This is a genomic window from Brevibacillus borstelensis (assembly GCF_036700025.1).
Classification (GTDB): domain Bacteria; phylum Bacillota; class Bacilli; order Brevibacillales; family Brevibacillaceae; genus Brevibacillus; species Brevibacillus borstelensis.
Map to the genome: position 1 here is coordinate 2,525,962 of NZ_CP144922.1, position 19,905 is coordinate 2,545,866.

Below are 19,905 nucleotides of genomic sequence, written 5' to 3' on the forward strand. Positions count from 1 at the left end.
GGGGCAGGAAAATTTGCAAGTCAAACAAGTGATCAACCATCGCCAGATCGCCTGGCTGACGAGCGGTGTGATTATGACAGGGGCCGTTGTCAGCCTTCCGCAGCAACTGGCGGTCGTGGCCAAAAACGATGCCTGGCTGTCCCAATTGCTGCCTGTCATGTATACGGTTCTTGTCGCCTATGTGTTTGAAAGGCTCATTCGGGCTTATCCGGGGAAGAACATATTTGAAATCTTGATAGAGACCAGAGGGCGTGTTGCCGGCAGCCTGTTTAATGGAATACTGCTGCTTTTTTTCTTGCTCATCCTTTTGCGCGATATAAAAGGAGTCGGTCATTTTCTGCATCTCAGTTTGCTGAGCGAGACCCCGCTGGAGATTATTCTTCTCGTCTTTGTCGTGGTTCTCCAGTATTTCGGGCGGTCCAGCATGGAAGTGGCGGCTCGGGTAAATGAGATGTATTTCCCGATGTTTTTTATACTCTCTTTCTCGATGTATTTTATCTTGTCCAACGAATATGATCTTCGACGACTCGAGCCGATTATGGACAGCAAGTTTGTCGCGTTGCTGCTGAGCAATTGGATGTCAGGGGGGTTGTACGGGGATATCTTTGTTTTTGGCGCTTTTTTGCATGCCATTTCCCAATCCCGGTTGTTTTTTTCGGCGGTTAAGCACGGGGCGACGATGGCCGGCTTCGGAATAATGCTGATCCTGATTATTCAACTGGGTGTCATGGGATACCTGATCACAAGCCGCTTGAATTATCCCGTATATGTTCTCGTTGAGCAGATCCACTTGACTGACTTCCTCGACCGGGTCGAGGTGATGCTGTTCAGCATCTGGTTTCCCGCTTTCGCGATTAAAGTGGTCATCACCTACTTGACCCTACTGATCGGGATCGGGACGTTGACCAGAAGGGAGGACTATACGTATTGCAACGGGCCGTTTGGCTGGTTTGTCCTGATCCTCAGCATTACTACCTTTCAGCACATAAACGACGTGAATAACTTCATCGGCTTTGTATTGCCTGTACTTGTTCCGTTGATCCAATGGCCAATGTTGCTATTGCTGTTCTTGTCCGCACGGCAAAAGGCAGGAAAGAGAGCAGGCTCGGATCAAGGCAGCCACCCTCTCCTAAAGAAATATCGCAGATACACACGATTGTGGTGGATATGTTTTGCCATATGCACGATTTCTCTTTTGATCGGTTCATTTATAGAGCCCTTTTATGGGGGATGGGGAAGAGTTTTCGGTGCCGTTTACTTTTTTGGATTTTTGGCGGCGTTTATCTTCTCTTATTTGGAACTGCAGTCCCTGAATCATATCATGGAGCGGGCAAAATCAATCGCGAGAAGGGCTTAGAGAAACAGAGCTTGAGCTGTCGGAAAGAGCCGGTTTTCACCAGGGCAAGGGTGGAACCGGCTTTACACTTGTACGACCTTTGCAATCCTGGGATTGCTCAAAATGATTTGACTTTTCCATGAAGTGGATTTACAATCTTCGCCAATACTTGTTTGCTCGTAAGTATGCAGCCAGCCTTTTGCCTGATGATCTCGCAACGGTTTGATTGCCTGATTCATGCGAAACGGGAACATGAAACCGATCAATATGCAAGGCTGCCCAAAATTTAGACTGGAAAGGTGGTTCCCGTTCGTGTCAAAAGAACCCTGTGATGCAAGCGCAAACCAAAATCAAAAATCGAGCTTCCACCATTACATTCAATCCCCGGAAATGCAGGGGAAGTTGTACAAGCGGACGTTGCTTATCGTTGTCATTTCACAAATTTTCGGAGGAGCCGGCCTTGCAGCCGGGGTAACGGTCGGAGCGCTGCTCGCCCAGGATATGCTCGGAACGGACAGCTTTGCGGGGATTCCTGCCGCGCTGCTCACCCTTGGTTCTGCAGTAGCCGCGATGCTGGTCGGGCGGCTCTCTCAGCGTTTCGGACGTCGTTTTGGACTCGCAGCAGGATTCTTGACTGGTGGCGTAGGTGCGGTTGGGGTAGTGCTTGCGGCTGTTGGTCACAATATATGGCTTCTTTTCGCTTCACTGCTGCTCTATGGTGCAGGCACGGCTTCAAACCTGCAAGCACGCTATGCAGGGACGGACTTGGCTAAGCCGCAACAGCGGGCAACAGCAGTCAGTATTGCAATGGTGTCCACTACTTTCGGTGCGGTTGCTGGTCCAAATCTGGTGGAGGTAATGGGGCGATTCGCCGCCTCGATCGGAGTTCCGGCTCTGGCAGGTCCTTTCATTCTAGGTGCCGCCGCGTTTATTCTGGCAGGGCTTGTATTTCTGACCTTCCTCCGTCCGGACCCATTCGTTGTAGCCAAGGCAATCGCTGATGCACACAAAAAGGATCAAAGCCCGGCTGCGAAAGAAAGCTCGCTCGTATCCGCAAACACCCGGGGCATTATTGTCGGGGCGACTGTCATGATTTTAACCCAAATCGTTATGGTCGCGATCATGACGATGACACCTGTTCACATGAAACACCACGGGCATGGGCTCAGTGAGGTAGGGTTGGTCATCGGCGTTCATATTGGCGCCATGTACCTGCCGTCTCTTGTGACCGGTATTCTCGTTGACAAGGTGGGACGAGTGGCGATGTCATTTGCGTCTGGGGCGATTCTGCTTGCAGCCGGGGTCCTGTCGGCTGTCGCACCTGCAGATTCCATGCTGCTGCTCACGATTGCTCTCGCTCTGCTCGGGCTTGGCTGGAACTTCGGATTGATCAGCGGCACAGCGCTTATCGTAGATGCAACCAACCCGTCTACTCGGGCAAAAACGCAAGGTACCATTGATGTCCTGGTTGCTTTGGCGGGGGCTTCGGGCGGAGCATTATCCGGCATGGTCGTAGCGCATTCCAGCTACGCGGCCCTTTCGCTTGGCGGCGGCGTTCTTTCACTGCTGCTGATACCAGTTGGCATTTGGTACCATAGCAAACATAAAGCGGCCAAATCTGAGAGCATGTCGCTATAAAGCGGAGTGGATTCATCCCCGGCTATTTCCTGCAGCTTGCGGAACATACCAGAAAAAATGGAATTGGCCGACTGGACAAGCTGCCTTTTTTCCTCGACGCTTTGCTTTTCCCGTTAAAATGAGTTCCGCAATGATCAAAGGTACAGAGCGGCCCGTATGCCCGATCATCAGGTATTCAGGTAACAAAGTTTGAGGCCGGTTTTGCGGAAGCGGTGCCGGATGTTCAAAATCATATGGTAAATGCATAGGGAACCGTACATGGTGCAGTTATCTATGCGTTGGCTGACCACGCATTTTCGGTTGCCTGTAACGCGTACGGAAATACATCCTTGAGGCATCTCCACCACTATTCAGTTTATGGAATCAGCAAAGCCGGAGACAGAATCGTTGCCCGTGCGACGGAGGTTAAACGAAACGTTCGTACAGGATTCTATCGGATCGATAAATGTCACGAGGAAAATCTGATAGCTACGATGGAGGCAGTGTCATATCGGAAGGACCACTACTTTGTAGAACGTGATGAACAGAAATAAATAAAGGCAGTGCAAAGTCTGAGGCTATCCTTTCTGTCTTGGGCTAGCACTGCTTTTTTTCGCAGCAGCCAAAAACGAGTGATTCAAAGCTGTCTCCGTTTCTAAGAAAAGAACCGCTTTTTTGTGTTCTGCCCGCATCATGCATTTGAATGGCCGAATGTGGAGATGTTGATGGTAAGAGGTACGAATTAATCCTTTTCATGAGGTGAAAGGATGCATCCAATCATTCCGATGGAACCGATCAGCTGCGAAACAATCCCCGAAGGGCCGAACTGGATAGCCCAGGTTAAATGGGATGGGGTCCGAATTGTTACCTACTTTGACGGACAGGAAACGCGTTTGTTCAACCGGAGAAAAAATGAGCGGACAATCCAATTTCCGGAGCTTGCTGACATACAAACATACTGCAAAGCTCGCTCCATAATCCTGGATGGAGAAGTCATCGCATTAGGGTCTGACGGAAAACCGTCATTTCATGAAGTGATGCGGCGGGATGGCATTCGGCGACCGGAAAAAGTCAGTCAGGCACAAAAGGCGGTTCCGATTACCTACATGATCTTTGATGTGATTTTCCTGGATGGCGAGTGGATTATCAATCGTTCGTTGCGTGAACGCATGAGCCTGCTGTCGGAAATCATCATGCCAAATGAGCACGTCCAGTTGGTTCCTGGCAATGACAATGGCCAGGCTTTGTATGATGTTATCCAGCAGCATGGGATGGAAGGCATAGTCATGAAAGATCTGAACAGCAAATATGTCATTGGCGGCAAAGAGAAGCAGTGGCAAAAGAAAAAATATTACCGGGACACCATCGCAGTTGTTGGGGGAGTGACACTCCGCGATAACATCGTAAATGCCCTTCTTTTGGGGTTGTATGATCAAGAGGGGCATTTATTTTACATTGGCCATGCGGGAACAGGCAGATTCACTCAAAGCGACTGGAGGGCCCTTACAGAAAGGATAGCGCCTTTGACGCAACAGAATTCACCCTTTGCCAACAAACCATCGAGAGTCAAAGGAGCTGTCTGGTTGACGCCAAAGATCACGGTGAAGGTCCAATTTGCCGAGTGGACAGAGGGATACACACTGCGACAGCCCAGTATTCAAGCGGTTGTTGATGTACCTGCTGATCACTGTGTTTTGGAGAGTTGAAAAATTGACCAAGGCCAACATAGTTTCCCCCCCTCTACGATCATGGGTCAGACTAAAACTGTTTCTGTAGACCCACACGAACCGGGTCTGATACGATGAAGATCGCTTGAAATGGATTGTATTGGAGTGGTTCGGATGGATGTTTACGCAAATTTAAAGCAGGGAGAACGCGGGGTGTGGATCAGTATCGCCGCGTACATTTTCTGTTCGATCATAAAAGTTGTCGTTGCCTTGTTTGCCGACTCGGAGGCGCTTCTGGCTGACGGATTGAACAACACGACGGATGTGATAGCATCCATTGCTGTTTTGATTGGACTTCGAATCGCCCGCAAGCCGCCGGATAAAGATCATCCCTACGGGCATTTCCGGGCAGAGACGATCTCTTCGATGGTCGCTTCCTTCATTATGTTTGCGGTCGGAATTGAAGTGTTGACGAGGGCCGTGCCATCCCTGTTCAATCCGGAGGTGCAGGCGCCCGATATGGTGGCTGCATGGGTGGCGCTGGGCTCTGCTGTGGTGATGCTGGCTGTTTACCGTTACAACATCCGTTTGGCCAAATTGATTGACAGTCAAGCTGTAGCTGCTGCTGCGCAGGACAACCGCTCCGACGCATGGGTGAGCATCGGTACTTTTGTGGGGATTGCCGGGGCCCAGTTCCAACTCCATTGGCTGGACCCGCTGGCAGCGCTTGTAGTCGGCGTGATCATCCTGAAAACTGCGTGGGAGATTTTCAGAGAAGCCGCCCACCGTCTCACCGATGGATTTGACTACGGTGAATTGGAGGTCCTGCGTAACACGATTTCACAAATACCCGGTGTCGCCGAGATCAAAGACATCAAAGCCCGATACCTGGGAAGCAGTGTAATCGTCGACGCCGTTATTCATGTCGATCCGGACCTGAATGTGTTGGAGAGCCATGTCATTACAGAAGAGATTGAGAAACACATGAAGGAAAAACACAAGATCGGGACCGTGCACATTCATATTGAGCCGGATGAACGGCTGGCCAGATAAACAAGGGCAGAGACGGGTCAGGACGTTTCTGCTTTTTTTCTGCGCAGTTTTTTTGTTGTCGTTGTCGCGGCGGTCGGCTTTTCGGGGCTTTTGCGTTCGGGCTTGATTCCAGGCTGCTTCTTGACTCCTGCTGGAGGGGCTGGCGTTGGATGCGGCTCCAATTTTGCCGGAGTGGCCTGATCTCCAGTCGCCGCCAAGCTTTCTCGGAGCGCCTGCATCAGATCGACGACGTTGGCGCGCGGCGCAGCGGGAGCCACGGCAATTTCTTTTCCTTCCTTTTTCTTTTCGATCAGCGCCTGCAGGCTGCTTCGATACTCATCTTTGTACTTGCCCGGCTCAAAAGCTGTCGTCATATTATTGATCAGCTCGGCAGCCATCCTCAGTTCATTTTCCGCCAGCGCCACATCAGCTTCCGGAAGCGCAGGCACCTGAGCTACCGGGCGCACCTCATCAGGATAAAAGATCGTTTCCATCATGATGCAGTGCTCATAGAGGCGAATGACAGCGAGACTTTCCTTGTTTCTCATGGTCACCCGGGCTATCGCGATTTTTCCCGTTTCCTTCATCGCTGCCCGCAACAGGGAGTAAGCCTTGTCCCCGGTTTCTTGTGGCGAAAGGAAGTAGCTTTTGTCAAAATAAACCGGATCAATCTCGGTCAAGTCGACAAAATCTACAATTTCGATGGCTCTGCGCGTTTCTGGAGTAATGGCTTCCAGATCTTCGTCTTGAATAATGACGTAATTTCCTTTTTCATACTCAAAACCGCGAACGATGTCTTCGACACCCACTTCTTTTTCGCAATGCGGACACATTTTCGTATACCGGATCGGTGTATGGCATTCCTTGTGAAGCTGGCGAAAACGGACATCCCTTTCTTCAGTTGCAGTAAACATTCGCACAGGTATGTTGACCAGTCCGAAGCTGATCGACCCTTTCCAGACGGTATGCACGAAAATCCCCCTTTTTTGCTCTTGTTACGTTAGTATCCGCATGTTTTGATCGGATCGGGTAGGGAAAAGAAGGCGATTTGCGCCGTTGTGGGAGCAGCGCTTTTTTCCATAGAAAAAGCCAGCCTTCGCTTTCAGGCTGGCCTGTTTGCTTATTGTCCGTGCTTGACGATGTCCGATTGATCTGCTGCGGACTGCATGAGGCGAGCTTCTTCCTTGCCTGTTCCTGTCCGGTCAGCGCGTGACTGAGCCGCTGCAGCCTCCTGCTTTTGCTTCGATGGAAGTTTTTCAGCCATGTTTCATCCCTCCAGTACACGAAACTGGCGTTAGTGTGCCCTGCAGACAGAAAAAAAAACCTCACCGCAAATGCAGTGAGGCAGCAGTCCATCTCTCCCTGTTCGGGAGCGGTGGCACGGAATGCTCCTATCAGACACGCCGTGCGCGAGTAGGAACTGCTTTTCAATTATGGGAGAGGAGAAACCGGAGGAAGAGCTTATGGGGAAACGTAAGTCTTCTCCGCGGTTGTCAGCGACACCGTTGCGTCGCTATCCATATTCTTTTCCAGTGGAGGTGCGTTTTATTCAGCATCTGCGAAAAAATTTTCCATCTGAATAATTTTACCGGCCTAGGCCGTTGTGATAGTATGAAATCATTCTCAACCAAGAGGAATAAAACCAGACTGCAAAGGTGAATGGCTTATGCGCGTAATTTCAGGTGAACACAGGGGACGAAAGCTGGTGGCGGTGCCCGGAAAAGGGACCCGTCCGACTACTGACAAGATAAAAGAGTCCATCTTCAATATGATTGGTCCTTATTTCTCGGGCGGAATTGCTCTTGATTTGTACGCAGGTACAGGCGGGTTGGGGATTGAGGCGTTAAGCCGGGGAATCGAGCGATGCGTATTTGTGGAAAGGGATCCCAAGGCCTTTTCCGTCGTCAAACAGAACGTAGCCGCCTGCCGGCTGGAGGAGAGGGCCGAGCTGTACCGTAACGATGCGGGCAGAGCATTAAAGCAGCTCTTTAAAAGGAAGATCGCCTTCGATGTTGTTTTTCTCGATCCACCTTATGCCCATCAGCATATCGCCGAGGAGATCATGCAGATGCAGGAGGGAGGACTGCTCGCGGAAGGAGCCTGGATCGTCGCCGAACACGACAGCGCCATCCGCTTGCCCGACGTGATTGGCGAATGCTGTCTTGACCGCACGTCTACATATGGTGAAACGACGATTACCATCTACCGCTTCGAACCGGGCGGCCCGACGGATCAAAAGCAGGAGCAAGAGCAAACGGACGAACTTGAACCAAAAGCTGCATCGGAAAGTGACCAGCAGCCGGAATGATTCTACAACTACGCAAAGGGGCAGGAAATCTATGAGGATTGCCGTATGTTCGGGAAGCTTCGATCCAGTAACGAACGGACACCTCGACATCATAGCGCGAGGTGCCCGGATATTCGACAAAGTAATCGTTGCTGTACTGAATAACTCGCAAAAGCAGTCGTTGTTTACCGTAGAGGAACGGGTAGAAATGCTGGAGCTGTCGACCGCACACCTGCCTAATGTCGAAGTCGATTCCTTCAGTGGACTTTTGATGGACTACATGCGCAAACAGAAGGCAAGCGTTATCCTCCGCGGTCTGCGCTCAAATGCGGATTTTGACTATGAAATGCCAATCGCGGCGGCCAACAAAACGCTTGGCGAGGATGTAGAGACGATGTTTCTTTTGACCAACCCGCAGTATGCCTACCTGAGCTCCAGCATCGTCAGGGAATTGGCCAAATACCGCGCAAGCGTTAAAGGGCTGGTGCCGCCCCCGGTAGAGGATGCGCTGGCGAAAAAATTTGCCGGCAAGTGACACCTTCTCCGTTGATTTCTTGCCTCCAGTTTATTGCGGCTTGTGGCCTTTCGTGCCGCGCAACAAAAAGCTGAGCAGCAGCAGAACACACAGGAGAGCTCCTGCTGCGAGGCCGGAATGAAGCAAGGAATCCCACCAGCTCACGACAGGCACGCCGGAGGTCGTCGGCATAAACACCGGGACGTCTCTTTCGGAAAACCAGGTAGAAGCAGCCGTTAACGGTTTCCAGCAGAAAAAGGCCAGTAAAGCGGAGAGGCCGGCGTGAATGACCCGAGCGATCAGATACGGAGCAACGCGGATGTCCGTTTCGCTGAGGATGCTTGCCACTTGAGCGTGCACGCTGAGCCCACCCCACGAAATAATGGCGCTGGCAACGACCGCTTTCCAGATCATAGGTACGGAAGAGCTGACGACGCTCACTCCTTGAGCACCCAGCGTGACCTCAAACAAACCGGCAATAATTCCGGAGGAGAAGGCCGAAGGGACGCCCAGAGGACCGAGAAACACGGCGAGCAGACTGCTTAAAAATCGGGTCAGCTCAATCGTGGCGAACAACTGAATCAGGACGGAAAAGACGATGATAAACCCGCCGATCATCAGCAAAGTATGGAGGGCTGATTGAACCGCCTCTCCCATTAGCCGCCCGAATGGCCGACGGTCCCGAATACGGGCCCGGTGCATCGCCTGCAAGGCTCGAAGCGGCAGGGGCAGGCGATTTTTTTCCAAAGGTCTGCTGGATGGGGCAAAAGGCGAGTAAAACCGGTATATCACCCCCAACAGCAAAGCGGACGCGTAATGGCTGAAGGCGAGGACAAAACCGAACTGTTCACTGTGGAAAAAGCCTATGGAGACTGCCCCGATGACAAACAGGGGGTCGCCTGTCGTCGTGAACGAGACCAGTCTTTCTCCTTCTGCCTGCGTTATGCTTCCTTGTTCCCGCAGTCTGGTTGTCAGCTTGGCTGCGACCGGATACCCGGAAGCGAATCCCATCGTAAGCACAAAGCCGCCCGTCCCCGGAACGTTAAAGAGGGGGCGCATCAAAGGCTCTAACAAAACGCCTGCGAAGTGGACGACACCTACGCCCATCAGAATTTCAGACAATACGATAAATGGCAAAGTGGATGGGAAGACAATCTCCCACCATACTTTCAAGCCCCGGATCGCCGCCTCGAAGGACGTCTGCGGATGGGAGACCAGAATGATGACCAGAGCGATCGCTGAACAAGCGTATAACAATGTGAGAATGGGAGAGCGGCGTGTCATGGCTACCTCCTGTCCTGCAGCTAGATAGTACATGTCTACGTGAGGAAGGACAAAACTATTCGCCTGCGTTGTTTGCATGAAAAGTTTGGCGATCGGCCACATACGCTTGAAAAGGGGGATGTGGACATGGAAAAGAGAAGGAAACCAAAGATAGGGCTTGCCCTGGGATCGGGGGGCGCGCGGGGATTTGCCCATATCGGCGTCCTCAAGGTATTTGAAGCCCATGGCATCAAGATCGATATGCTGGCGGGAAGCAGTATGGGCAGTCTGATTGCGGCAGTTTACGCCAACGGCATTGAGCCGCATATGATGGAAAAGCTGGCCCTCAACCTGAAGCGCAAGCATTGGCTCGATCTGACGGTACCGAGCCTTGGCTTTGTGACGGGCGAGAAAATCAAGCAATTAATTCGGTTGCTGACACACGGGAAAAGAATTGAGGAACTGCAAAGGGAGCTTGCCATCGTGGCGACAGACATCGAGACGGGAGAGCGGGTCGTGTTTCAGGAAGGCCCGGTCGATCAGGCTGTCCGTGCCAGCATCTCCATTCCGGGCATTTTTGTACCGGAGCGGGTGGACGGAAGGCTGCTGGTGGACGGCGGGGTCATCGACCGTGTCCCCATCACGGTCATCCGCGACATGGGAGCTGATCTGGTCATCGCCGTTGATGTCGCGCTGTTTGATACGCCGATGAAAGTAACGACCATTTTTGATGTCATCGCCCAGACAATCGACGTGATGGAGCGGGAGATTTTGCGCCATCGAATCCTCTCAGCCGATCTCGTAATTCGCCCCGATGTTGGACACTATAGCAGTATCGCGTATACAGGAATAGAAGAGATTATTGCGCTCGGAGAACAGGCGGCACTGGAATACGTAGACAAAATTCAGGAAATGATCGCGAACTGGGGGCAGGAGAATGAGTGAAGAAAGAATAACGACACACCGGAGTGCCAGTGGGCGAAACGGCTTTGCCCGCTGGCTGATGGTTGTAATCCCGGTTGCCCTGGGGTTGTTATTTTTTGTACCTACGCCGTATTATGTTACAAGACCTGGCTCTGCCATTGAGCTGGCCCCGATGATCGATGTCGAAGGCGGGGAAAAAGACGAGACCGGTGCCTTTATGCTGACGACCGTGCGGATGGGAGAGGCCAATCTTGCCTGGTATTTGTACGCGCAGCTCTCCCCGGATGCCGAGCTGATGGAAAAAGAGCTGGTTGTCGGCAAAGGGGAAAGCAACGAGGACTTTACCAGACGCGAGCTTGCGGTCATGGACAACTCGCAAAAAATTGCGGAGGCTGTCGCTTTCCGGATGGCGGGATACGACGTGAAGGTGGAAAATCAGGGCGTCTGGGTGATGGGCACGGTTGACAACATGCCGGCCAAAAATGTGCTGAAAATAGGGGATGTTATCACCTCAGTAGACGGGAAGAAAATGTCCCGAAAAGAGGACTTGCTCGGGTATTTGTCAGAAAAACGCAAGGGGGATTCCGTCGAGATCGAGTTTACGCGGGACGGCAAGAAGCAAAAGCAGACACTGGTTCTCGATCAATTGCCCCAATCGAAAAATGCCGGGATCGGCATCCGGCCCGAAGACAAGCAGGAAATTATCGTGCCCAATCGGGTGACGATCTCTTCCGAGGGCATTGGAGGCCCTTCCGCCGGGTTGATGATGACGCTGGAGATATATGATCAGCTCAATACGGAAATGGATCTGACCCGCGGCTATCAAATAGCAGGGACGGGGACGATTTCGCTCGACGGCACTGTGGGACGAATCGGAGGAATCAACCACAAAATTGTCGCTGCAGACAAGGCAGGAGCAGAGATCTTTTTTGCACCGCAGGATGATCAGGGACCGATCTCCAATTACGAGGAAGCGCTGGCTACGGCAAAACGAATCGGAACCTCGATGAAAGTAGTGCCAGTCCGTACAGTGGAGGATGCACTTGTTTACCTTCGTTCTCAGCCTCTGAAAAAATCTTGAGCGGACTTGCTGTCAAGGAAAAATGGTTGACAAAGAAAAACCCAGATTATATAATCATCCTTGTTGTGCATGAGGTGAAAAGCCGTGAATATTAAAATTGTAGACTTGGATCATCGCAAAGGGGAGCCGCTGCCATTTCGACTTACGTTGGATGCGGACGAGCTGAAGCGCCGTCATCACGAAATTCGCAATCTGACGCCGGTAGAAGTGTCGGGCGAAGCGACCAAGCTCGGTGACCTGTACTACGTCAATGGAAACATGAAAGCCGATGTCGATTACGTTTGCGCCAGATGTTTGAGGCCGTTTCGTCAGCATACGGAGGTTCCGTTTTCCGAAACCTTCGCCTCTGAGGAATCACTGCTCGCAGATGAGGAAGACAGTGATATCATCCCGCTCGAAGGCGATGAAATCGAACTGATTCCTTTGCTGCAAGAGGATTTTTTGTTGGACATACCCGCTTTTCCTCTCTGTGAGGATGATTGCAAGGGCTTGTGCCCGACCTGCGGCGTCAATCGGAACGAGCAAGCGTGCGGCTGCAAAAACGAGCGGATCGACCCTCGTTTGGCCGGATTGGCTGACTTTTTCAAGGACGGAAAGTAAACTTGTTTTCAAGATGTGACGACAGATCTGATGGTCTGCGCGTCTCATTTTTGAACGGATGGCAAAAAGCGTTTCGCCTATTCCATCCACCCTATAGAGCTTCTTGAGCATTTACCAGTTGAAGGAGGTGTAAGGAAGATGGCAGTACCTCAACGGAGAACTTCCAAAACCCGTAAAAGAATGCGTCGTACGCACTTCAAATTAGAGATTCCTGGCATGATCAAATGCGATAATTGTGGCGAATACAAGCTCGCGCATCGCGTTTGCCCGAGCTGCGGACACTACAAAGGTGTGAAAGTGTCGAAGTAAGAAGAGCAAGGTGAGAAATCACCTTGCTTCAGCCTGTAGACAAAGTTCCGTAAGGAACAGGGTCTGCAGGCTTTTTTGTTGAATATAGAACATGTTACGTTTTCAAAAGTTATTTTTTAGAGGTGGCATTATGCTTAATAAGCAAGAGGCCGAAGGGCGTTATCAGATATCTGCATTCTCGCTAGATGAGTTGGTGCCAGAAGATCATCTCGTAAGAAAAATTGAAAATGCAATCGACTTTTCGTTCATCTATGACTTGGTGGAAAGCCTCTACTGTCATGACAATGGCAGACCCAGTGTTGACCCTGTAGTCTTAGTTAAAATTGCTTTCATCCAATATATTTTTGGAATTCGTTCCATGCGACAAACGATTAAAGAGATCGAAACCAATGTTGCCTATCGGTGGTTTATTGGCTATGATTTCAGTCAGCCCATTCCCCATTTCACGACCCTAGGCAAGAACTATGTTCGCCGTTTTCGGGATACTCAACTCTTCGAGTCGATCTTCCTTCGAATATTGGAGGAGGCGGTTCATCATGGATTCGTGAAGCCTGATGTGCTTTTCATTGATGCTACGCATGTAAAAGCCAGTGCGAATAAGCATAAATACGTGAAAGAAATCGTTGAAGAACAAGCGAAGAAATATCAAGAGCTGCTGGACGAAGAAATCAATCAGGATCGTATTGCACATGGAAAGAAGCCCCTTGAAAAAAAGACAGAAACTTCGAAGAAGGAGGTGAAAGTCAGCACAACTGACCCGGATTGCGGATTGTTTGTAAAAGGGGAAAAGGAACGTGTATTTGCTTATAGTTTTCATACAGCATGTGATCGAAATGGATTTGTGCTTGGTGCCAAGGTAACGCCAGGCAATGTGCATGACAGTCAGGTTTTTGAGGATGTTTTGAATCAAGTGCGAAAGACGTTTGCACAGCCTCAAGCTGTGGCAGTGGACTCGGGATACAAGACGCCTTACATCAGTAAAACACTCCTTGATGACCAGATTCGCCCCGTTATGCCCTACACAAGACCACGCACCAAAGAAGGTTTTTTTAAAAAGCACGAATATGTGTATGATGAATATTTCGACTGCTACATCTGCCCGAACGAGCAAATCTTAACATATGAGACAACAAACAAGGATGGGTACCGTATCTATCGATCAAATTCTCAAGTTTGCCGAAGTTGTCCGTTCTTGAAACAATGCACGGAAAGTAAAGACTACACAAAGAGAGTGAGTCGCCACATCTGGGCTGATTACCTCGAAGAGGTAGACCACCTCCGGCATACCGAGGAAAACAAACAAATCTATAGCAAACGGAAAGAAACGATTGAACGTGTATTCGCTGATATGAAGGAAAAGCATGGCATGCGTTGGACGACCTTACGAGGACTGGAGAAGGTCACGATGCAGGCGATGCTTGTTTTCGCTGCCATGAACTTGAAAAAAATGGCGACCTGGCTATGGAAATCAGGTCGCCAAAAGGTGAACGATCAAAACACCTTCGGTATTTTCATCAAATTATTAAACAAACTCCCTCTGCTGTTCGTTCAGCGAGGGAGTTTGTCTGCAACCTGGAGCAAGGTGAGAAATCACCTTGCTTTTTTTATTTTGTTTGGCTGTTGGAGTGGGGAGTATTGCATAGAATGAAGCTTGTATAAGTCATTGTAAGTGTTTAAAAGGAAAAATGAAATAAAACGCACCTAAATGACTTGATTTCACTTGAAATTGCTGGAAATAATGCATACAATGAAGCAAGGAACGATGCAAATCCATTACGGAGTTGACTTGTGTGTACCAGGAAGAACGATTGATGGCGATTCTTCGCTATCTGGAGCAGCATGAGCGTATCGGCGTCCAGGATATCGTAGAGCAATTCAAGGTTTCACGCGATACGGCGCGCAGAGACATCCTCAAGCTGGAGGAGCAGGGGTCAATCGTCCGCACCCGTGGAGGGGCGATCCTGCCCGGCTCAGCAAGACAAATCCGCTCCTATCAGGAACGGCTTCAGCTGGAGTCTGAGGGGAAACGGGCGATAGGCATGCTTGGAGCGCGTTTTATCCAGGACCGCGAATCGGTGATGATGGATGCCTCCACTACGGTTCGCTTCGCAGCGGAGAAGATGGAATCCAAGGATAACGTGGTCATTACGAACTCGATTGATATTGCCGCGGTTCTCGCCGACAAGGGCAATGTCTCTGTCAAGTTGCTCGGAGGCGATCTGGATCTCGAGAACCGGTATGTGTACGGTCCCCGAGCGGTGCAAATGCTCTCCGATTTTCACGTCAACAAGCTGTTCATCGGGGCTTGCGGAATCACAGTGCATGGCTTGTTCTCGTGGTCTGAGGAGGATGGCTTGATCCTCCGGGAGATGATGCGCCGCGCGGACGCGATCTACGTGCTTGCCGACCACTCCAAATTCGGCGTCCAGCTGCTGTATCGGGTAGCGGGACTGGAGCGCATCGATGTCGTCATTACGGACGAAGAACCTGCCGAAGAGATTCAGGATGCCTTGCGGGCCAACAATGTGGACTGGATTCAGGCGACCAAGCACTTGGCTAAAGAGGATGCAACCGAATAGTGAAACGGGATAAACTTTGCCGGGCCGGCGTTATGGCAACAGCGTGACGGCAGGCAAATTTATCAAAGGGGAGCTCCTGATGGTCGGGGCTCCTTTTTAGTTTTTGTATTTACATTGCTCGACCGGCGATGGAAGCCGGATTTTCTTTCAGGCGAAGGTCTTTGCTTCAAAATGGACCTTGGGGAACCATTCCCCTTCAAAAATCACAGGTCTATGGTCGTTTTTTTGCCGCAACCCCTGATCTTTACTTGTAATTGCAAGCATCCTCCCTTATACTTTGGTTGGTACCTGGTATTAAAAACAGCTCGTAAACATATGGATGCGAATAAAGACGCACTGGGGGTGTTGATCATCGCCCGCTTGCCAAAAAAAGACCGCCAGAATCGTCTGGTGCAGTTTCTGCAGGAGAATCCTTTTGCCACTGACGAGGATCTGGCTGAGTTATTTCAGGTCAGTATTCAAACAATACGGTTAGACCGTTTGGAACTTGGAATACCGGAGCTGCGCGAGCGTATCAAGTCCGTTGCCGAAAAAAATCTCGACCCGGTAAAATCGCTTGGGATCGATGAAGTGATCGGCGACGTGGTTGACCTTCAACTGGACGTACAGGCAATCTCTGTACTTGAAATTAAAGAAGAGCATGTTTTTGCTCGGACACAAATCGCTCGAGGCCACTACATATTTGCGCAAGCCAATTCACTGGCAGTCGCTGTCATCGATGCCGATGTGGCTTTGACCGCGACTGCACGCATTCGCTTTGTCCGCCCGGTCAGACTGGGCGAAAAGCTGGTAGCCAAAGCGGTCGTACGAAATCGCGATGGCGATGAATGCAAGGTTCGCGTCGAAACAAAGGTGCAGGGTGAGCTCGTTTTTACAGCGACATTCCGAGTCGTCGGGATGTCAAATGTCAGCACGAGAAATATATGAGCAAACAAGGAGGGACACGGATGCGAATCGCATTGGATGCGATGGGAGGAGACAACGCTCCGCGAAGCGCTGTACTGGGCGCATGGGAGGCAGTCAAAGAGAATCCGGCTTTAACGGTGGTGCTGGTGGGAGACGAGGAAGCCATACGGCGTGAACTGCCTGGAGAGCTTCCGTCCGGTTTGGAAATCCACCATACGTCGGAAATCATTGAGGCTGATGATGAACCGGTGCGGGCCGTCCGGCGAAAAAAGGATTCGTCTCTCGTCGTAACGGTGCAGCTTGCCAAGGAAGGCAAGGTAGATGCTGCGATTTCGGCAGGAAATACGGGTGCGCTTATGACAGCCGGACTTCTGCTGTGCGGAAGAATGGAAGGAATCGAACGGCCTGCGCTTGCTGCCTTTATCCCCAACATCAAAGGAAGGGTCACGTTGGCGCTTGATGTTGGAGCCAATATGGACGCCAAGCCGCAGCATCTCTATCAATACGCAATCATGGGAAGCCTGTACGCGGAAAAGGTGCTTGGCTTTGAACGTCCCCGCGTGGGGCTGTTGAACGTCGGGACGGAAGAAGGCAAGGGAAACGAGCTGACAAAAGCCGTTTACGGAATGCTCGTGGATGCCGATTTGCATTTCATCGGAAATGTGGAGTCCCGCGATGTCATGCAGGGCGAGTGCGACGTGCTTGTTTCTGACGGCTTTGTTGGAAACGTGCTGTTAAAAGCAATGGAAGGCACGGCAGCGACAATCTTTTCTGTCTTGAAGCAGGAATTTACTTCCAGTTTGATTAATAAAGTAGGGGCGGCTATTCTAAAACCGGGTCTGGTCCGGTTCCGCAAACGGATGGATTACGCGGAATACGGAGGAGCACCGCTTTTGGGATTGCGGCGACCAGTCATCAAGGCGCACGGCTCGTCAGACGAACGAGCGGTCAAAAATGCGATAGCCAGTGGCGTACGTTTCGTTTCACAGGATGTGAACGGGTACATTCAGGACGCCTTGCAGAAAAATACACCGGGAGAAAGTGAGTGAGAACAGATGAAAGGAACGCGTTCGGTTGGAATTTTGGCGACAGGCTCCTATACACCTGAGAGAGTGCTGACCAACTTTGATCTGGAAAAAATGGTGGAAACCTCGGATGAATGGATCGTGAGCCGCACGGGTATCCGGGAACGCCGCATTTGCGGACCGGAGCAGGCTTCTTCCGATTTGGCCCTGGAAGCCGCGAAAAAAGCGCTGGCCAAAGCGAATATCAGTCCGGAACAGCTTGACATGATTATTGTGGCTACGGTTACGCCTGACACGATGTTCCCATCGACAGCCTGCATCTTGCAAGAAAAGCTGGGGGCGAAAAAAGCGGCGGCACTGGATGTTTCGGCTGCGTGTACCGGATTTTTGTACGGGATTGCAACGGGAAGCCAGTTCATCGCCAACGGACTGTACCGTTATATCCTCGTCGTAGGGGTGGAGACGCTCTCCAAAATCACCAACTACAAGGACCGCAATACATGCGTTTTGTTCGGTGATGGTGCTGGGGCTGCGGTACTCGGACCGGTCAAGGATGGTCTCGGGTTCCAGGCATTTGAGCTGGGGGCAGACGGATCGGGCGGCGCACTTCTGTCTCAACCGGCCGGCGGTTCCCGAATCCCGGCTTCCGCCGAATCCATTGAAAACAATCTCCACTACATTTCGATGGCTGGCGGAGAAGTGTTCAAGTTTGCGGTGCGTGTCATGAACTCCGCTACGGAAGCCGTGCTGGAAAAATCGGGTGCCTCCAAGGAAGACATCGACCTGCTGGTGCCGCATCAGGCAAACAAGCGCATCATTGACTCGGCGATTCAACGCTTCGGCCTCTCCGAAGATAAAGTGGCCATTAACCTGGACCGCTACGGAAACATGTCTTCCGCATCGATCCCTGTTGCGCTGGACGAAGCGATCCAGGAAGGGCGGCTGAAGGAAGGAGACAACGTGATTCTCGTCGGCTTTGGCGGCGGACTCACCTGGGGTGCGACTTTGCTTAAATGGTCGACCCAAGAAGCGGAAGGAGGAGAAAAGTAATGGGTAAGGTGGCATTTGTGTTCCCGGGACAGGGGTCTCAATTTGTCGGGATGGGCCAGGCGCTGTCGCAACAGTCAGATGCCGCACGGCGCATTTTTGAACAAGCCGATGAAGCGCTCGGTTTTTCCCTCTCTCGTCTTTGCTTTGAAGGTCCGGAAGAAGAGCTTCGCCTGACGGCCAATACACAGCCGGCCATTTTGACGGCAAGTGTAGCCGTACTGGAGGCACTTCGGGAAAAGAAAGCGGATATGAAGGTTGATTTTTATGCGGGCCATAGCTTGGGCGAATATTCTGCGCTGGTGGCGGCAGGAGCCCTGTCCTTCACGGACGCGGTGAAAGTCGTACGGGCACGCGGCCAGTTCATGGAGGAAGCCGTTCCAGCAGGCCAGGGCGCCATGGCAGCCGTTCTCGGGATGGAGCGCGGAGCCCTGCATGCTGTTTGCGAGGAAGTCAGCGGTGCCGGGAACCCTGTCCAACTAGCCAATATGAACTGCCCTGGACAGATCGTTATTTCCGGATCGGCTGAGGGCGTAAAGCTGGCAGGCGAAAAGGCCAAAGCAGCCGGAGCCAAGCGGGTACTGCCGCTTAACGTAAGCGGACCGTTTCACTCCAGTCTGATGCAGCCTGCGGCCGATAAGCTTCAGTCTGTGCTCGCAGAAGTCAGCGTACAGGCTGCTTCTGTGCCGGTAGTGGCGAACGTCTCGGCTCGTCCTGTTTCGGATGCGGGAACCATTGTGGACAGCTTGATCCAACAGGTAGCGGCCCCTGTATTGTGGGAAGATACCATTCAATGGATGGTCGAGCAGGGGGTCACAACCTTCGTTGAGGTAGGTCCAGGAAAAGTTTTGGCAGGCTTGATCAAAAAAATCGCCCCGGCCGAGACGAAAATCGTCTCCGTACAGGATATGGAATCGCTGACGGAGCTGTTGAACGGAGGTATCCTATGATCACAGGAAAAACGGCGCTCGTTACGGGTGCTTCCCGGGGAATTGGGCGTGCGATCGCCTTGACTCTGGCTGAAGCGGGAGCCAATATCGTGGTGAACTACTCAGGCAGTGAAGCGGCTGCGGCCGAAACCGTTGCCAAGGTGAAAGAGCTGGGCCGCGACGCGATTATGGTACGGGCGAATGTAGCCGATGCCGAAGAAGTAAACAATATGTTTAAAGAGGCTTTGGATCACTTTGGAACCATTGACATCCTCGTCAACAATGCGGGAATTACCCGCGACAATTTGCTGATGCGGATGAAAGAAGAGGAATGGGACGATGTGATCGCGATCAATCTCAAAGGCGTGTTCAACTGTATCAAGGCAGCGACCCGCCCGATGATGAAGCAGCGATCCGGCCGGATTATCAACATCACGTCCGTTGTCGGTGTGATGGGCAATCCGGGCCAGGCCAACTACGTGGCCGCAAAAGCGGGCGTGATCGGACTGACGAAGACCTCTGCGCGTGAGCTTTCCTCCCGCGGTATCACGGTAAATGCGGTCGCTCCCGGTTTTATCGATACCGATATGACCGCCGCTTTGCCGGAAGACGTGAAATCGTCGATGCTGGGTCAAATCCCGTTGGGCCGTTTCGGACAGGCCGAGGACATCGCCCGCGTCGTTCTGTTCCTGGCTTCAGATGCTGCTGGCTATATGACCGGACAGACGCTTCACGTTGACGGCGGTATGTACATGTAACAAAGAGCCTGCTAGTTTTTCATAGGCTCAT

At 51.6% G+C, this 19,905-nt stretch carries 21 protein-coding genes; 18 read left to right on the forward strand and 3 right to left on the reverse strand.

Features of this window, described 5'->3' with window-relative positions; genetic code table 11:
* Positions 1-13: 13 nt before the first annotated feature.
* The 5 genes from V5G20_RS11850 (at position 14) to V5G20_RS11865 (ending at position 5,673) form a co-directional block, all read left to right on the forward strand.
* Positions 14-1,357 (forward strand): GerAB/ArcD/ProY family transporter, encoded by a 1,344-nt coding sequence (locus V5G20_RS11850; RefSeq protein ID WP_003386057.1) that lies wholly within the window; start codon positions 14-16, stop codon positions 1,355-1,357.
* A 369-nt stretch (positions 1,358-1,726) separates the two neighbouring features.
* On the forward strand, positions 1,727-2,974 hold the full coding sequence (locus tag V5G20_RS11855; RefSeq protein WP_216621063.1) for an MFS transporter: 1,248 nt from the start codon (positions 1,727-1,729) through the stop codon (positions 2,972-2,974).
* A gap of 278 nt (positions 2,975-3,252) precedes the next feature.
* Complete coding sequence (locus tag V5G20_RS27120; RefSeq protein ID WP_422387994.1) at positions 3,253-3,507, forward strand: hypothetical protein; 255 nt, start codon at positions 3,253-3,255, stop codon at positions 3,505-3,507.
* A 213-nt stretch (positions 3,508-3,720) separates the two neighbouring features.
* Positions 3,721-4,659 carry an RNA ligase family protein gene (locus V5G20_RS11860; RefSeq protein WP_311068380.1) on the forward strand — a complete coding sequence of 313 codons (939 nt, stop codon included), beginning with the start codon at positions 3,721-3,723 and terminating at the stop codon, positions 4,657-4,659.
* Between the two features lie 135 nt (positions 4,660-4,794).
* Complete coding sequence (locus tag V5G20_RS11865) at positions 4,795-5,673, forward strand: cation diffusion facilitator family transporter (protein WP_024982980.1); 879 nt, start codon at positions 4,795-4,797, stop codon at positions 5,671-5,673.
* A 17-nt stretch (positions 5,674-5,690) separates the two neighbouring features.
* Here the strand turns inward: V5G20_RS11865 and V5G20_RS11870 are convergent, their stop codons facing one another.
* Both V5G20_RS11870 and V5G20_RS11875 read right to left on the reverse strand, forming a co-directional pair.
* Positions 5,691-6,623 (reverse strand): Ku protein, encoded by a 933-nt coding sequence (locus V5G20_RS11870; protein ID WP_338463421.1) that lies wholly within the window; start codon positions 6,621-6,623, stop codon positions 5,691-5,693.
* Between the two features lie 149 nt (positions 6,624-6,772).
* Positions 6,773-6,916 carry a hypothetical protein gene (locus tag V5G20_RS11875; RefSeq protein WP_170208356.1) on the reverse strand — a complete coding sequence of 48 codons (144 nt, stop codon included), beginning with the start codon at positions 6,914-6,916 and terminating at the stop codon, positions 6,773-6,775.
* 402 nt (positions 6,917-7,318) lie between these two features.
* Here V5G20_RS11875 and rsmD point away from each other — a divergent pair, with 402 nt between their 5' ends.
* Both rsmD and coaD read left to right on the forward strand, forming a co-directional pair.
* On the forward strand, positions 7,319-7,960 hold the full coding sequence (rsmD, locus tag V5G20_RS11880; protein ID WP_024982981.1) for a 16S rRNA (guanine(966)-N(2))-methyltransferase RsmD: 642 nt from the start codon (positions 7,319-7,321) through the stop codon (positions 7,958-7,960).
* Between the two features lie 31 nt (positions 7,961-7,991).
* Positions 7,992-8,474, forward strand: coding sequence for a pantetheine-phosphate adenylyltransferase (gene coaD / locus V5G20_RS11885; protein ID WP_003386050.1), 483 nt, complete (start codon positions 7,992-7,994; stop codon positions 8,472-8,474).
* 30 nt (positions 8,475-8,504) lie between these two features.
* On the opposite strand, the gene ylbJ is transcribed toward coaD, so the two are convergent.
* On the reverse strand, positions 8,505-9,737 hold the full coding sequence (ylbJ, locus tag V5G20_RS11890) for a sporulation integral membrane protein YlbJ (protein ID WP_003386048.1): 1,233 nt from the start codon (positions 9,735-9,737) through the stop codon (positions 8,505-8,507).
* A 126-nt stretch (positions 9,738-9,863) separates the two neighbouring features.
* Between ylbJ and V5G20_RS11895 the strand changes: the two genes are divergently transcribed.
* From V5G20_RS11895 to fabG, 11 genes are all read left to right on the forward strand, one after another.
* Complete coding sequence (locus V5G20_RS11895) at positions 9,864-10,661, forward strand: patatin-like phospholipase family protein (protein ID WP_003386047.1); 798 nt, start codon at positions 9,864-9,866, stop codon at positions 10,659-10,661.
* Entirely contained in the window at positions 10,654-11,721 is a 1,068-nt protein-coding gene (locus V5G20_RS11900) for a SepM family pheromone-processing serine protease (RefSeq protein ID WP_003386045.1), read from the forward strand. The genes V5G20_RS11895 and V5G20_RS11900 overlap by 8 nt, the downstream gene beginning before the upstream one ends.
* An 84-nt stretch (positions 11,722-11,805) precedes the next feature.
* Positions 11,806-12,321 (forward strand): YceD family protein, encoded by a 516-nt coding sequence (locus V5G20_RS11905; protein ID WP_003386043.1) that lies wholly within the window; start codon positions 11,806-11,808, stop codon positions 12,319-12,321.
* A 138-nt stretch (positions 12,322-12,459) separates the two neighbouring features.
* Positions 12,460-12,630 carry a 50S ribosomal protein L32 gene (gene rpmF, locus V5G20_RS11910; protein ID WP_003386041.1) on the forward strand — a complete coding sequence of 57 codons (171 nt, stop codon included), beginning with the start codon at positions 12,460-12,462 and terminating at the stop codon, positions 12,628-12,630.
* A gap of 130 nt (positions 12,631-12,760) precedes the next feature.
* Entirely contained in the window at positions 12,761-14,278 is a 1,518-nt protein-coding gene (locus tag V5G20_RS11915) for an IS1182 family transposase (protein ID WP_338463423.1), read from the forward strand.
* A gap of 142 nt (positions 14,279-14,420) precedes the next feature.
* Positions 14,421-15,209: a DeoR/GlpR family DNA-binding transcription regulator gene (locus tag V5G20_RS11920; protein ID WP_031932925.1), complete on the forward strand. Its 789-nt coding sequence runs from the start codon at positions 14,421-14,423 to the stop codon at positions 15,207-15,209.
* Positions 15,210-15,524: 315 nt separating this feature from the next.
* On the forward strand, positions 15,525-16,136 hold the full coding sequence (gene fapR / locus V5G20_RS11925; RefSeq protein ID WP_051925547.1) for a transcription factor FapR: 612 nt from the start codon (positions 15,525-15,527) through the stop codon (positions 16,134-16,136).
* Between the two features lie 20 nt (positions 16,137-16,156).
* Positions 16,157-17,164: a phosphate acyltransferase PlsX gene (plsX, locus tag V5G20_RS11930; RefSeq protein WP_003386038.1), complete on the forward strand. Its 1,008-nt coding sequence runs from the start codon at positions 16,157-16,159 to the stop codon at positions 17,162-17,164.
* A 6-nt stretch (positions 17,165-17,170) separates the two neighbouring features.
* Positions 17,171-18,190, forward strand: a complete 1,020-nt coding sequence (locus V5G20_RS11935; protein ID WP_003386037.1) for a beta-ketoacyl-ACP synthase III — start codon at positions 17,171-17,173, stop codon at positions 18,188-18,190.
* Positions 18,190-19,137: an ACP S-malonyltransferase gene (gene fabD / locus V5G20_RS11940; protein WP_003386036.1), complete on the forward strand. Its 948-nt coding sequence runs from the start codon at positions 18,190-18,192 to the stop codon at positions 19,135-19,137. Before V5G20_RS11935 ends, fabD begins: the two co-directional genes overlap by 1 nt.
* Entirely contained in the window at positions 19,134-19,874 is a 741-nt protein-coding gene (gene fabG, locus V5G20_RS11945) for a 3-oxoacyl-[acyl-carrier-protein] reductase (protein WP_003386035.1), read from the forward strand. The genes fabD and fabG overlap by 4 nt, the downstream gene beginning before the upstream one ends.
* The last annotated feature ends 31 nt before the right edge of the window (positions 19,875-19,905 follow it).